A 14,092-nucleotide genomic window follows, 5' to 3' on the forward strand; every position below is an offset into this window, starting at 1 on the left:
GCTCCCGCGCGCGACCGGACCGTACCGCATGCAACGAACCTCACACCGCTATCTGCAGGTCGACGTCTTCGCCGACCGCCCCGGCGCGGGCAATCCGCTGGGCGTCGTACTGGACGCCGGTGGATGGGACACGGCGCGCATGCAGGCGTTCGCCGCCTGGACCAATCTGTCGGAGACGATCTTCTTCCTGTCCCCGACCACCCCAGACTCCAGCTACCGCATCCGCATCTTCACCCCGCGCCAGGAGCTGCCGTTCGCCGGCCATCCCAGCGTGGGCGCGGCATGGGTCGCGCTGCACGCCGGCCTGGTGCCCGCCTCCGCGACGCTGGTGCAGGAATGCGCGGCGGGCCTGCTTCCCGTGCGGGTGGAGGGCGACGGCCCGCAACGCGCGATCCGCCTGCGTGCGCCGCGGGCGCACCCGATGGAGGTCGCTGCCGCCCTGCCCGAACGCGATGCCATGCTCGCTCGCTTGCCTGCGGCAGGCCTGCCCGCCGCGCTCTGGAACAACGGCCCCGCCTGGTGGCTGGTGGAACTGCGCGACGCGGCCGCCGTGCGCGCCCTGCAGCCAGACCTGCCGGCGATCGCCGCGCTGACCCAGGCCACGGGTGCGGTCGGGCTGGCCGTCTTCGGCCGCGCCGGCGTGCACGACGACCACGACCTGGCGGTACGCGCGTTCTGCCCCGCCGACAACATCCCGGAAGACCCGGTCACCGGCAGCGTCAATGCCTGCATCGCGGCCGCGCTGAATGCCGCGGGCGCGTTGCCCGGCACTGCGGGCCGCTATCTGGCCAGCCAGGGCCGCGAGCTCGGTCGCGATGGCCGTGTTCACCTGACGGTGGACGACGAAGGCGAAGTCTGGATCGGCGGTCAGGTGCAGCCGGTCATCGACGGCCAGGTGAATTGGTAAGCTGCGCGGCCCCCACGCGACAACGCCCCCATGACCCTCCGCCGCTACGTCCAGCTGGACGTGTTCGCCGACCGCCCCGGCGCGGGCAATCCGCTGGCCGTCGTCCTCGACGCCGCCGGCCTCGATGATGCCGCCATGCAGGCGATCGCCCGCTGGACGCGCCTGCCGGAAACCACCTTCGTGTTCGCGCCCACCCGACCGGGCGCGAGTTACGCTGTGCGCATGTTCAGTCCACGCCGCGAAGTGCCGTTCGCCGGCCATCCCAGCGTCGGCACCGCGCACGTGGTGCTGGAGGCGGGCCTGGCCGCGCCGGTCGACGGCGTGCTGATGCAGGAAGGCGTCGTGGGCGTGTTGCCGCTGCGTGTCGATGGCGACGGTGCGGACCGCACCATCGCCGTGCGCACGCCGCGCGCGACGGTGCTGAAGGAAGGCGATCCCTCGGGCGATGGCCTGCTGGGCGCCGCCCTCGAAGGCCTGTCGCCAGGTGTGCTGCCCGCCGCTCTCGTCGACGGTGGCCGCCGTTGGTGGCTCGCCGAGGTGCGCGACGAAGCCACGCTCCGCAGCGCCTCGCCGGACTGGGACGCGATCAGTGCGTTGGCGCGCGCTACCGAGAGCATGGGTGTCTGCGCCTATGCACGAACGCCGGGCCGCGACTACGACCTGGCCGTGCGCGCTTTCGTCGGCGCGCCCGCCGCCTTCGAGGACGCGGCTTCAGGTGCGGCCAACGCGACGCTGGCCGCCTGGCTGGCGTCGCGCAACGCGTTGCCCGGCCGCGACGGACGCTACGTCGTCAGCCAGGGCCGCGAAGTCGGTTACGACGCCCGTTTGCAGTTGCGCGTGGACCCTGCCGGCGATGTCTGGTCCGGCGGCCATGTGCGCACCATCGTGACCGGCCAGATCGACTGGTAACGATGGCGGCTTCTTGTGGGAGCGACGTCAGTCGCGAAAGCGCAGTCCTTGAATGCGCGAGGCGACCGGGCGCGGTGAGCCGTCGCGACTGACGTCGCTCCCACAGAGGCAAGAACTTACTTCGCCTCGTACACCGGCCTGCCATCCACCCAGGTAGAGCGGACGTGCAGCGCATCGAGCTGTTCGCCCGGCACGGCCAGGGGATCCTCGTCGAGGATGACGAAGTCCGCACGCAGGCCGGGAGCTAGCTTGCCCACCTCCGCCTCGTCGTGCGCCGCCCATGCCGCATCGGCGGTGAAGCCGCGCAGCGCTTCGCCCGCACTCAGGCGCTGATCGGGCATCCAGCCACCCGCGGGCGCATCGTGCCCGTCCTGGCGCGTCACCGCGGCGTGCAGTCCGCGCCGCGGATCGACCGATTCCACTGGAAAATCCGATCCCAGCGCCAGCTTCGCGCCGCTCGCCTGCAGGCGCTGCCACGCATAGGCGCCCTTGATGCGCGTCGGGCCCAGGCGATCCTGCGCCCAGGGCATGTCCGAGGTCGCATGCGTGGGCTGCATCGACGCGATCACGCCCAGTGCGGCGAACCGCGGGAATTCCTCCGGCGCCACCACCTGCGCGTGCTCGATCCGCCAGCGATGGTCGGTCTTCGCAGCATCGCCGAGCACGCGGGTGTACGTGTCCAGCACCAGCCGGTTGCCACGGTCGCCGATCGCATGCGTGGCCACCTGGACGTGGCAGCCGCGCGCCCTGCGCATCGCCGCTTCCAGCGCCGCCGGCTCGGTCACCAGCAGGCCACGGTTGCCGGGATCGTCGCTGTAGTCCTCCAGCAGGGCAGCGCCTCGGCTGCCGAGGGCACCGTCGGCGTACAGCTTCACGCCCCGCATCTGCAGGCGGCCGCCCGCGTGGCGATACGGGCCGTGCGCACACAGATCCGCCAGTGCGTCCCCATTGCCGTCGGCGTAGGTATCGATGCGCAGCGGCAGGCGGCCTTCATCGGCGAACTGCTTCATCAGCGCCAGGTCCTCGCGCGACACACCCATGTCGTGCACGCCCGTCAGGCCATGGCGCACGGCGGCCTGCGTGGCCTTCTCCAGCGCCTGTCGGCGATAGGCCGCATCCGGTGCCGGGACGACGTCATTGACGAGCGACATGGCGGCATCGATGAACACCCCGGTAGGCTTGCCTGCGACGCGCTCGATGCGCCCGCCCTCGGGCTGCCAGTCGCCGTCCAACGGACGCGATGCCTTCGCAGCGACGGCACGCAGCGCCGCGCTGTTGCCCCAGCCCGCATGGCCATCCACGCGCTCGAGCCAGACGGGACGGTCGGGAAACGCCTCATCGAGATCTTCGGCCGTCGGAAAGGCCTTGCCCGGCCAGTCGTTCTGGTCCCAGCCACCGCCCAGTAGCCACGCCCCCGGTGGCAATGACATCTCGAAAGCGCGCAGGCGCGCGATGACCTCGGCCTTGTCCGCCGCATCCACCAGGTCCGCCCGCATCAGTGCGTAGCCCAATCCCATGACGTGGCCGTGCGCGTCGATCAGACCCGGAATCACCGTCTTGCCCGGCGCATCGATGCGTCTCGCGCCGGGATAACGTGCCAGCAGATCACGCGCATCACCGACCGCCAGAATGCGGCCCTGCTCGTCCCATGCCATCGCTTCGACGAGAGGGCGTGCAGGATCCAGGGTATGCACGCGCGCGCCGGTCACCAACTTCACCTGGGCCTGCACGACGCCCGTGCACGCAAGCAAGCCCGCCACCCCCCACGCCAAATGCCGCATATCCCACCCCCGCATTGATCCAGCGCGGGACTATGCGCGGAGTGGGCCGGCACGGCAACGCCCATGGAAAAGGGGCCTTGCGGCCCCTTCTCGCGACTCTCGCCCGCCTGCCACATCGGGCTCACCATGCCCGCTCCGTCATTCCGGACGCACGTCCACGCGTACGCGCATGCGATCGCCCGGGTGGTAGCCGGTGCGGGTACGGTAGGTACGGCCACCATATTCGTACGTCACGTCGTACCCTGAAACGCGCCCGTCGCGTTCGTAGCGTTCATCGTATCGACCGTCGTTCGCGGGCACCGGATCGCAGACGCGCACCTGCCCGCGCTGCACCTGGCGGTTGCGCTGGCTGTTGTCGTAGATGGAGCGGCCCGCCATGCCGCCGACCATGGAGCCCACCGCCGTGCCGACATAGCGTCCGCTGCCGTCGCCCACCTTGCTGCCCAGTACCGCACCGGCGATACCGCCGATCACGGTGGCCACGGTACGGCCAGCTTCGTTGCCTCCGCTGGATACGCGGCGTTCGCCATAACCGTCCTGCCCGTAAACGTCGCGATAGTCGCCGCTGTCGTAGACATCGCCGTAGTCGCGAGTCCCGTAGACATCGCCACGATAGTCGTCCCGCGCATAGACGTCGTCGGCATCCCGGTAGTAACACTGCTGGGCCGCGCCGCGCGTCTCACGGTAGCCGTTGTCGATGACCGGGTCTACGCGGACCACGCGCGCGTAGTCGTAATAGGGTTCGTCGCCGTAGCGGTCCGTCGTGCCGTAATAGCGCGTGGACTGCGCGGATGCCACGCCGGAAGCGAGCAGGCCGATGGCCAGCACGGTGGCGGATAGACGCTTCATGTCGGGTACTCCCCCACGCCGGATTGGCGTGCTGGCATGCTCGGCCGATGCGGGTGAAACATGGCTGAACTCAGCCGGTTTTCGCGGCCCGGTTTAGCCATTCGACAGCTTGCGCGGCAATGCCGGCCGCTTCGCGCCCGAGCAACGGCCCGACATGCGAACCTGAGACCGTTTGCAGCACCTCCGCGCCCCACGCCTCGGCCATCGCCCGCGTGATCGCAGGCGGCACGTCGTCGTCTTGCGCGGACGCCACGCACAGCATCGGGCATGCGGGACGTTCCGCCGCGACACCACCATGGGCTTCGCGCAGCACGGCACCGGACTCGTCGCGCCAACGGCGGAACGCGTACAACGTCGTCGCGTCGTCCGCCTCGGGCAGTGCCCTGAGTGTGCCGGACAATCGCGCGTCGCGCCGCCACGGCACCACATCGGGCCAGTCGCGTGCCGGCATGTCCACGTGCCACGGCGCCGGCGGCAACGGATTCACCAGCACCACCGCATCCGCACCCTCGGCGGCATCCAGTACGAGCAATCCGCCCAGGCTCGCACCGACCAGCACGCGCGGCCGCGGCAATGCCGCCAACGCCGCGCGCACCTGCGCCTGGTAGTCCTCGATATGCGTGGCCGCCACGTCGCCGCGCACGGGCACGAGGTCGGGGGCCGCCACCTGGAAGCCCGCCGCCTCGAACACGCCACGCCACACATTCCACTCCCAACCGCCACCGCCCGCGCCATGCACGAACAAGGCGGCCCGCGTGTCCGTCAAAGCAGGGTCGCCTCCAGCGATACCGGCACAGACAGCGCGCGCGAGATCACGCAACCCGCCTTGGCCTGCTGGGCGATCTCCTCGAACTGCGCCGCGCTGATCCCCGGCACGCTCGCCGAGACGGTCAGCTTGATCGCGGTGATCGTCGGGCCCGGATCCATGCCCGGTTCCATCGTCGCCTCGGCGCGCGTCTGCAGCTTGTCGGGCGTGAAGCCCGCCTTGCCGAGCACCGCCGACAACGCCATGGTGAAGCAGCCGGCATGGGCGACCGCCAGCAGTTCTTCCGGATTTGTGCCCTTCTCGTCGCCGAAGCGGGTCTTGAACGAATAGTTCTGGCCTTCGAACAGGCCGCTCTGCGGCGTGCTCAGGCTGCCCTTGCCGGACTGCAGATCGCCAGCCCACACCGCATCCGCGTAACGCTTCAAAGCCATGGTCGTGCTCCTCGGGTCAGGGGAAGCGAAGGGTACACCGACGGATGTTCACGCCATGTACCGCAGTGCGACTTGACCCCTCCCCCGCACGCGCAGATGCTGGCCGCCCGCCATGACCGCCCGCCGAGCGCACGCTCACGGGACGCGCTCAGCCCGGACAGCCATGACGGCCCTTCGACCCAACCCACGGGAGGAACGGCCTCATGTCGTACAGCACACAACAGATCCGCAACGTGGCCCTGGCAGGCCACCCCGGCGCCGGCAAAACAACGCTCTTCGAAGCCCTGCTGCATGCCGGCGGCGCCCTCCAGGTGGCAGGCACCATCGAGCGCGGCACGACCGTCTCGGATCACGATCCGATCGAGAAGACGCGTGGCCATTCCATCGACACCGCCATCGCCAGCACCGACCACGGCGGCATGCACGTCAACCTGATCGATACACCGGGCTATCCCGAGTTCCGGGGCCCGACGCTGTCGGCCCTGTCGGCCGTGGAAACCGCATTGATCGTCGTCGATGCCGACAGCGGCGTCGCCCACGGCACCCGACGGCTGATGGATCGCGCCTCCCAGCGCAACCTCTGCCGCGCCATCGTCATCAACAAGATCGACCACGAGGGTGCGGACTGCGCCGGTGTGCTCGCCGCGCTGCGCGAGGAGTTCGGCGCCGAAGTGCTGCCGCTCAACCTGCCTGCCGACGGCGGCAAGGCGGTCATCGATTGTTTCTGGCAATCGACCGGCACGTCCGACCTGGGCGATGTCGCCGACTGGCACCAGAAGATCATCGACCAGGTGGTGGAGATCAACGAAACGGTGATGGAGCACTATCTGGACCTGGGCGAAGGCGGCCTGTCGGGCGAAGAGCTGCACGATGCCTTTGAACAGTGCCTGCGCGAAGGCCACCTGGTGCCGGTGTGCTTCGCCTCCGCGCGCACGGGCGTGGGCGTGAAGGAACTGCTGGACGTGGCCGAACGCCTGTTCCCGAATCCGGCCGAGGCCAATCCGCCGCCGTTCGTGAAGCTCAACGGCGCCGGCCCGCAGTCGATCGAGGCCGTGCCCGACCCGCGCGCGCACGTCATCGCCGATGTCTTCAAGATCGTCAACGATCCGTTCGTCGGCAAGCTGGGCATCTTCCGTGTGTACCAGGGGACGCTGAAGAAGGACACGCAGTTGTTCGTCGACGACGGCAAGAAGCCGTTCAAGGTCGGCCATCTGTTCAAGCTCAAGGGCAAGGACCACGTGGAAGTCGACCAGGCCATCCCCGGCGACATCGCCGCCGTGGCCAAGGTCGAGGACCTGCATTTCGACGCCGTGCTCCACGACAGCCACGACGAGGACCACATCCACCTGGCGCCGATCGATTTCCCCAGGCCGATGTTCGGCCTGGCGATCGAAGCCGCCAGCAAGGGCCAGGAACAGAAGCTCTCTCTCGCGCTGCAGAAGCTGGCCGAAGAGGATCCGGCGTTCATCGTCGAACACCAGCCGGAATTGAACGAAACCGTCATCCGAGGCCTCTCCGACCTGCACCTGAGGGTGATGCTGGAGCGGCTGAAGGACCGTCACGGTGTCGCGGTGACGACGCGACCGCCACGCATCGCGTATCGCGAAACCATCGGCGCGAAAGCGGAAGGCCACCATCGCCACAAGAAACAGACCGGCGGCGCGGGGCAGTTCGGGGAAGTCTCGCTGCGCGTCGAGCCCCTGCCCCGGGGCAGCGGATTCGAATTCGTCGACGAAGTGAAAGGCGGCGTCATTCCCGGCCAGTTCCTGCCGGCCGTCGAGAAAGGCGTGCGGCAGGTGCTGGGCAGCGGCGCGCTGGCGGGCTATCCGCTGCAGGACATTCGGGTCGTCGTCCATGACGGCAAGCACCACGCGGTCGACAGCAAGGAAGTCGCCTTCGTCGCGGCCGGAAAGAAGGCCTTCCTCGACGCCATCGCCAAGGCGCGGCCGCAGGTGCTGGAACCGGTGGTCGATCTGGAAGTCGTCGTGCCGGAGGCACAGGTGGGCGACATCACCGGCAGCCTCGCGGGCAAGCGCGCCCGCATCAACGGTACCGACGCGGTGCGCGACGGGATTGTGGTGAAGGCACAGGTGCCGCTGGCGGAACTGGACGGCTATGCGGCCGAGTTGAAGTCCATGACCGCCGGCCAGGGACGCTACAGCCTGGACTTCAGCCACTACGAAGCGGTACCACCGAACGTGCAGCAGAAGCTGGTCGACGCGTACAAGCCGCGCCACGACGACGAGTGAGCCGGGGTGCGTCATGCGGTCGCGGTGGTGGCGACCGTCCTTGCGCATCGACGCATGCGAAAGGTGATTTGGTCATGCCGACAGGCGATTTCCGACACGCGGCGACAGAAAAACACGAAAAAAGCGAAAAAAAAGCGGTTTCGGGGCCTTCCTGCCCTTGGCGGCGCCATTCCTTTGCCCTACATTTCGCTTGCCGATGCGATCGGCCCGATTACCCAACCACTCGACAGTAGAGACAGGACACATGGCAAAGAGCACCAAGAAGGCCGCGCCGAAAAAGGCCGCCAAGAAAGCTGCACCGAAGGCCGCCGCCAAGCCGGCCGCCCCGAAGCCGATCAAGGAAGCGCTGAGCAAGTCGGGCCTCGTCGCCCACATCGCCGAAGCGACCTCCGTGGCCGCCAAGGACGTCCGCGCCGTGCTGGCCTCGCTGGAAAGCGCCGTGCACGCCTCGGTGAACAAGAAGGGCGCGGGCGCCTTCACGTTGCCCGGCCTGCTGAAGATCACGGCCGTCAACGTGCCGGCCAAGCCGAAGCGCAAGGGCATCAACCCGTTCACCAAGGAAGAGCAGTGGTTCGCCGCCAAGCCCGCCACGGTGAAGGTCAAGGTCCGTCCGCTGAAGAAGCTGAAGGACGCCGCCGCCTGATCGCGGCGCACCTCGCGTGACACGAACGGGACGGCCATGCCGTCCCGTTTTTTTTTGATGCCGCTGGCCGCCCTTGCGAAGCCCCGGCATCGCCCGCACGTCATCCTTCATCTCCCCACGACAAGGTGCTCCGCGCATGAAGATCCAGGGCTTCCTCGACCATCTGCTGAAATCCTCCAGCGGCAGCGGCAGCGTACTCAACGCCGACTTCGGCAAGGGCGCGATCAGCGGCGGCGCGCTGGGCCTGCTGCTGGGCAAGAACAAGACCACCCGCAAGCTCGCCACGTATGGCGGCCTGGCCGCGATCGGCGTGATGGCCTATCGGGCCTATGGGGACTACAAGCGGCAGCAGGGCGGGTTCGCCGCCGGCGCCGGTCCGCAGACCGTGGATCGCCTTCCGCCGCCGCAGGTGGAGCTGCACAGCCAGGCCATCCTCACGGCGCTGGTCGCGGCAGCGAAGGCCGACGGCCACATCGATGCGCGCGAGCGCGAAGTGATCGAAGGCGAATTCGCCCGACTCGGCACCGACGGCGATGTACAGCAGTGGCTGCATGCCGAGCTGGAGAAGCCGCTGGATCCGGCGGACGTCGCGCGCGCCGGCAGTACGCCGGAGATCGCGTCGGAGATGTACCTGGCCAGCCTGATGGTCGCCGACGAACAGAGTTTCATGGAGCGCGCCTATCTGGATGAGCTGGCGAAGCAGCTGAAGCTGGATCCGTCGCTGAAGGCGCAGCTGGAACGCCAGCTGGCGCAGATGCAGTCCTCTCCGCAGGGCTGATCGAATGGTGCGGCCCGCCGCGCGGCGCCTGAGGCGCTTGGCCTGGACGCTGTTGTCGCTGGCCGTGCTGGCGATGCTGCTGGCGTGGGCATGGGGCCGGCCTTTCATGGCCCCTGCCCGCATGCTGTGGGATATCTCGCGGGCGCCCGCGCCGACCGCGTTGCCCGTTCCCGTCGAGGGAGTGCGGGCGCGACAGGTGGCCGACACGTTCGGCGCGCCGCGAGGCCGCGACCGTACCCATCAGGGCGTGGATATCTTCGCCAGGCGCGGCACGCCTGTCGTCAGCGCGACGCGCGGGATCGTGGTGTCGATCCGCGATGGCGGACTGGGGGGCAAGCAGGTGTGGGTGCTCGGCCCGGGACGCGAGCGCCACTACTACGCGCACCTGGACGACTGGGCGCCCGGCCTGGCCGACGGCCAAGTCGTGCACCCCGGTGACGTGCTGGGGTTCGTCGGCACGACCGGCAATGCGCGAGGCACGCCACCGCACCTCCATTACGGCATCTATGGCGCCGCTGGCGCTTACGATCCGCTCCCGCTGTTCACGGCAGGCGCGGCCACCGCGACCGTCGACTGAACCGCCGCGCCGCCGGGCGGAACAGTCCATCGCGGGGGCGACGCTCGTTACCCACGGCGTGTGGGCCTATCTTTGATTCGTCCCCGACGCGTGCCTGTACCGCTGCCATGCCCAACGACTCCCACCGCTATCGCATCACCGTCACGCCGATTGAGGGCGATGGCCAGCCCTCCCCCGGCCGCTGCACCATCGAATTCGAGCATGGCTGCCACGACGACTGGATGCGCATCCTCGAGAACGTCCAGCGCCAGCGCGGCCTCAGTGGCGACGAGCGCGCCGCACTGGTCGTCGGCACGAAGCTGCTCAGCGGACTGATGCTCGACCACCGCAGGGATGCCGACGACCTGTTCGCCCCCCTGCGTCCACACATCGGCACGTTCATCGCCGCGCTGAAGACGCGCAGCCGGGACGGCAGCTGACCTTCCCCTGCGGCAGTCCATAGCGATGAAAGCCCGCAGCGCCGACGACGCCCACCGGCTCGAGGACCTCCCGAACATCGGGCCGTCCATCGCGGGCGACCTGCGCGGCATCGGCATCCTCGGCCCCGGCGACCTGGTCGGCCAGGATCCGTACGCGCTCTACCAGCGGGTGAACGAGGCGACGGGCCAGCGCCATGATCCCTGCCTGTGCGACTGCTTCATCGCGGCGGTGCGCTTCATGGAAGGCAGTGGTCCTCTACCCTGGTGGCACTACACCGCGGAGCGCAAACAGCGATTCCGCAACGACCCTGCACTCGCCGGTTAGCCGTCGGACAGGCGGTTACGGCTAAGGTGCGGCGACCCGTCACGGAGCTTTCCATGCGCACCCGCCGCCGCTTCCTGGTCGCCGCCTTCGCCGCCACCGCCACGCTCGCCCTCTCGGGCTGCGAAACCCTGGATGCAGTCACTGGCCTGTTCGGCAACCAGATCAACTTCACCCAGCCGCAGCTGCAGCGCTACCTCAACCAGAGCTTCCCGCGCGAGTTCGACAAGCTGGGGGGACTGGTCTCGGCCACGCTGACCAATCCGCGCCTGAGCATTCCGTCGGGCGATGACCGCCTCCGGCTGGACTTCGACATCGGCGTCAGTGCGCTCGGCGCTCGCGATGTCAGCCGTGGCCACTTCGCGCTCGCCAGCCGACTGCGCTATGACCCAGCGACGCGCGGGCTGCACCTGGACAATCCCGAGATCCTGTCGGTCGACGTGCCGGGGTCGGGTTCGCTGATGTCCGGCGGTACGCGCCAACTGGTCAACACCGTGCTGGCCGAATACGCGCGCAGCGAGCCGGTCTACCGCATCGACAACGACATCCTGCAGCGCCTGCCCGCCAGCAAGCGCATCGGCAGCGCCCTGATCGAGGATGGCCGCGTGGTCATCCACCTGCAGTGAGGCAGCACGATGAAGACCCTGATCCCCCGTATCGCCCTGCTCTGCGCAGTCGCGCTGCCCTCTCTGGCCGGGGCGGACAACGCCGGCACGCTCCGCTTCGACGCCACCCAGCTGCAGGCGGCCGCCCGCGCCGGCTTTCCTGTGGAGCACGCACTGCTCGAAGGTTTCGCCTCCCTGACCCTGACCGATCCGCAAGTGCGCATTCCCGTCCCGGGTGAGCGCCTGCAGTTGCAGATGGACTATGACGTCGGCCTGGCCAATGGCGACCGGCTCGAGAACGGCAACGTGGTGGTCAGCAGCGGACTGCGGTACGACCCCGACACCCGGGGCCTGCACCTGGTCGATCCCCGCATCGAACACATCGGTACCGGTGCGGCAGGCCGCGGTCTGCCGGGCGGCTCGCGCGAGGCGTTGCAGGAGCTGGTCGGCGAGTACGCGCGCACGCGGCCGCTCTACACCCTCACCGCCGAGGATCTCGCCCAGGCACCCGGCCCGCTGGATGCGGACTCGCTGCGGATCCGAGACGGTCACGTGGAACTGAAACTGGCCCCGCCCGTCACTCGCTGAGCGCGACAGACGCTGCGTACCGCCGTCGGGCGGTGCGCGCTCAGATCTCGAAGCGGTAACTCAGCTTGACCACCAGTTGCTCGTCGTCGCGCAAGCGCAGGCTGTCCTGCAGCAGGCCGCCCACGTCGTCGGTTCCGGTACGCTGATCGTAGCCACCACGCGCGTAGACCACGTAGAGGTACGAAAGCGGCGCCAGCTCGTAGCGGTAGCGGATCTGGAACCCGAGGTTGCGCACGCTGAAGTCGTCCACCGTATCGGACGCGGCCAGCGCATGGCCCAGCGCATCGAAGCGCCACGCATCCCGTACGCGGGCATCCAGCGCGATCGCCTGCATCTTCACGCGCAGTTCGTGGCGGTCCGACATCACCCAGTCCAGCCCCGCGTCGAGGCTGACCTGGCGGCGCCGGAAACCGCCGACCAGGTCTTCGCGCTGCCAGACCAGCCAGTCGGGGGTGTACAGCGCATAGAAGCCGCCGTAGAGGCTGAAAGCGTCGTTGATGAAGTACGTACCGGTATAACCCACGCCGCCGCCCAGCTTGCGGTTGCCCGCCAGGCCACCGCTGACGATCTCCATCTCCGTCTCGTGCGCCCAGTCGCCCTTGCGCGGCCGCTCGTACTCGAAGTAGGTGTTGAAGTTCGCCGGCAGCCGGATCACGCCATTGCCGCGCAGCACGGTATCGGCCAGTCCCGCGCTGTTGACGTTGATCTGCGCATATTCGTAGCTGCCGTTGCGCAGCTGGCCCTCGCGGCTCATGCGGAACTGGTCATTGAGCTTGTCGCCATGGTTGTTGTGGCTGCTGCTGACGCGCCAGCGCCAATCCTTGGAGGCGTAACGCGAGTCCGCCGGCATGTCGGTGAAGCGTTTGCGCACTTCCCAATGCAGGTAATTGGTGCTGTTGCGCGACAGGTAGCCGAAGTCGTTGAGCTGCAGATCGTTGCCGAAGTGCATGGCGATCCATTGCTGGCGCCAGCCGTGGTCCATTTCGTAGTCGGCCCATACCGTCGCACCGACATCGCCGGTATCGCTGCCGGCCTGGTCGATGCGGCTGCCCAGCAGGCGCGTACGGATGTTCCAGCGCGCGCTTGGGCGCCAGTTGTGGTCCACGCCCAGCACGGTGGCCTCGCGATCGCGCGAAGGATCGTCGACGCGGCTCAGCATCGCGCCGAGGTTCTGGCTCTCGAAGTCGCGTACCAGCCGCACCGCGTGGTAGCTGCGTCCGGTTGCGCCGTCCTCGTCGGCGGAGAACAGCCCGTAGTTGGCCTGGCCCAGGCTGCCGTTCAATTTCACCGCCGCGACGATGTCGCCGGTGCTGCCCACGCGGCGCGTATAGAGCTGCTGGCTGTCGTCCGACGGCGTGGTCAGTTCGAAAATGCCCTGGTTCTCGGTGAAGAACGGGCGCTTGTCGCTGATGAAGGTTTCGGTGGCGCTGAAGTTGACCACCAGGTCGTCTGCTTCGACCTGGCCGAAATCCGGCTTCAGCGTCGCGGTGAGCTGGAAGCGGCCATTCGGTTTCCAGAACAGATCGGCACCGGCATTCAGGTCGCCCCGCCCGCCGACGTTGTCGTACAGGCCGGAGACATAGGGCGTGATCGCCAGCAGCGACTGGTCGTAGCGGGCAACCGTGACCGGTGCGAAATCGGACAGGAAGCGCGGCCGCTCGAAACTCGCCTGCGGCCAGGCCATGCGCTCGCCGGTCGCGCCGATCACGCGGGCAAGGAAGACTTTCAGCGTGCGCTGGCCGTCGGTGCCGTCGCGCATCGGCGCGGTATGCCAAGGGACCAGCAGTTCCACAGACCAGCCCTGCTCGTCTTCAGCCACCGCGTGGCGCCACTGACCGTCCCAGTCGTCGCTGAACTGGTTCTCGTTGGTGATGATCTCGTCGGCGATGCCGCCAGTCGAGCTGACGGTAAAGGCATATCCCGTCCGGCCATCGCCATCGAAATCGATGAAGGCGTTCACGCGGTCGACCTGTTCGTCGAAGTCGCGTTGCACCTTCTGCCGCGTGCGCGGAACACTGGAGGGATGCGTGGCCCGGAAGGCAATGGCGAGACCATCGGGCGTGGCCAGGATCCATGCCTCCGTCGCGAGCGAGCCCGGCTCGCCGGTCAGTGGCTGGGTCTTGCGGAAGTCGGTGACGTGGCGTGCTTCCTGCCATTCGGCAGGATCGATGCGGCCGTCGATCTCGACGGCATGGGCAAGGCTGCACGGCAGGGCCAGCGCGAGCAGGCCGGCGAATCGGGTCAGGGTCATGGCAGGCGGGTGGTGGT

The 14,092-nt window shown here is 68.5% G+C and carries 15 protein-coding genes; 10 read left to right on the forward strand and 5 right to left on the reverse strand.

Annotated elements, in window-relative coordinates:
- Positions 1-28: 28 nt before the first annotated feature.
- Both ACSQ19_RS03035 and ACSQ19_RS03040 read left to right on the forward strand, forming a co-directional pair.
- Positions 29-907: a PhzF family phenazine biosynthesis protein gene (locus ACSQ19_RS03035; protein ID WP_435999913.1), complete on the forward strand. Its 879-nt coding sequence runs from the start codon at positions 29-31 to the stop codon at positions 905-907.
- A 30-nt stretch (positions 908-937) separates the two neighbouring features.
- Complete coding sequence (locus ACSQ19_RS03040; RefSeq protein ID WP_435999915.1) at positions 938-1,816, forward strand: PhzF family phenazine biosynthesis protein; 879 nt, start codon at positions 938-940, stop codon at positions 1,814-1,816.
- Positions 1,817-1,932: 116 nt separating this feature from the next.
- Here the strand turns inward: ACSQ19_RS03040 and ACSQ19_RS03045 are convergent, their stop codons facing one another.
- From ACSQ19_RS03045 to ACSQ19_RS03060, 4 genes are all read right to left on the reverse strand, one after another.
- Positions 1,933-3,567 (reverse strand): amidohydrolase, encoded by a 1,635-nt coding sequence (locus ACSQ19_RS03045; RefSeq protein WP_299346215.1) that lies wholly within the window; start codon positions 3,565-3,567, stop codon positions 1,933-1,935.
- Positions 3,568-3,735: 168 nt separating this feature from the next.
- Positions 3,736-4,446: a glycine zipper 2TM domain-containing protein gene (locus ACSQ19_RS03050; protein WP_299346213.1), complete on the reverse strand. Its 711-nt coding sequence runs from the start codon at positions 4,444-4,446 to the stop codon at positions 3,736-3,738.
- 70 nt (positions 4,447-4,516) lie between these two features.
- Positions 4,517-5,212, reverse strand: coding sequence for an alpha/beta hydrolase (locus ACSQ19_RS03055; RefSeq protein ID WP_435999918.1), 696 nt, complete (start codon positions 5,210-5,212; stop codon positions 4,517-4,519).
- Positions 5,209-5,643: an OsmC family protein gene (locus ACSQ19_RS03060; protein ID WP_056878156.1), complete on the reverse strand. Its 435-nt coding sequence runs from the start codon at positions 5,641-5,643 to the stop codon at positions 5,209-5,211. Before ACSQ19_RS03060 ends, ACSQ19_RS03055 begins: the two co-directional genes overlap by 4 nt.
- Positions 5,644-5,846: 203 nt before the next feature.
- Here ACSQ19_RS03060 and fusA point away from each other — a divergent pair, with 203 nt between their 5' ends.
- The 8 genes from fusA to ACSQ19_RS03100 all read left to right on the forward strand — a co-directional run bounded on the left by fusA (position 5,847) and on the right by ACSQ19_RS03100 (position 11,824).
- Positions 5,847-7,892, forward strand: coding sequence for an elongation factor G (gene fusA, locus ACSQ19_RS03065; protein WP_435999921.1), 2,046 nt, complete (start codon positions 5,847-5,849; stop codon positions 7,890-7,892).
- 244 nt (positions 7,893-8,136) lie between these two features.
- Complete coding sequence (locus ACSQ19_RS03070; protein WP_296278832.1) at positions 8,137-8,535, forward strand: HU family DNA-binding protein; 399 nt, start codon at positions 8,137-8,139, stop codon at positions 8,533-8,535.
- Between the two features lie 136 nt (positions 8,536-8,671).
- Positions 8,672-9,313 (forward strand): tellurite resistance TerB family protein, encoded by a 642-nt coding sequence (locus ACSQ19_RS03075; RefSeq protein ID WP_435999923.1) that lies wholly within the window; start codon positions 8,672-8,674, stop codon positions 9,311-9,313.
- Between the two features lie 4 nt (positions 9,314-9,317).
- Positions 9,318-9,890 (forward strand): M23 family metallopeptidase, encoded by a 573-nt coding sequence (locus tag ACSQ19_RS03080; protein ID WP_435999925.1) that lies wholly within the window; start codon positions 9,318-9,320, stop codon positions 9,888-9,890.
- Between the two features lie 107 nt (positions 9,891-9,997).
- Positions 9,998-10,309 carry a DUF3861 domain-containing protein gene (locus ACSQ19_RS03085; RefSeq protein WP_435999927.1) on the forward strand — a complete coding sequence of 104 codons (312 nt, stop codon included), beginning with the start codon at positions 9,998-10,000 and terminating at the stop codon, positions 10,307-10,309.
- 25 nt (positions 10,310-10,334) lie between these two features.
- On the forward strand, positions 10,335-10,634 hold the full coding sequence (locus tag ACSQ19_RS03090; protein ID WP_435999929.1) for a helix-hairpin-helix domain-containing protein: 300 nt from the start codon (positions 10,335-10,337) through the stop codon (positions 10,632-10,634).
- Positions 10,635-10,687: 53 nt separating this feature from the next.
- Positions 10,688-11,257 carry a DUF1439 domain-containing protein gene (locus ACSQ19_RS03095; protein WP_435999931.1) on the forward strand — a complete coding sequence of 190 codons (570 nt, stop codon included), beginning with the start codon at positions 10,688-10,690 and terminating at the stop codon, positions 11,255-11,257.
- A 9-nt stretch (positions 11,258-11,266) separates the two neighbouring features.
- Positions 11,267-11,824, forward strand: a complete 558-nt coding sequence (locus tag ACSQ19_RS03100) for a hypothetical protein (protein WP_435999933.1) — start codon at positions 11,267-11,269, stop codon at positions 11,822-11,824.
- A gap of 40 nt (positions 11,825-11,864) precedes the next feature.
- On the opposite strand, the gene ACSQ19_RS03105 is transcribed toward ACSQ19_RS03100, so the two are convergent.
- Positions 11,865-14,075 (reverse strand): DUF5916 domain-containing protein, encoded by a 2,211-nt coding sequence (locus tag ACSQ19_RS03105; protein WP_435999935.1) that lies wholly within the window; start codon positions 14,073-14,075, stop codon positions 11,865-11,867.
- Positions 14,076-14,092: the final 17 nt, after the last annotated feature.

Origin of the sequence: Pseudoxanthomonas sp. LjRoot127 (assembly GCF_964253495.1) — a bacterium.
Lineage (GTDB): Bacteria > Pseudomonadota > Gammaproteobacteria > Xanthomonadales > Xanthomonadaceae > Pseudoxanthomonas_A.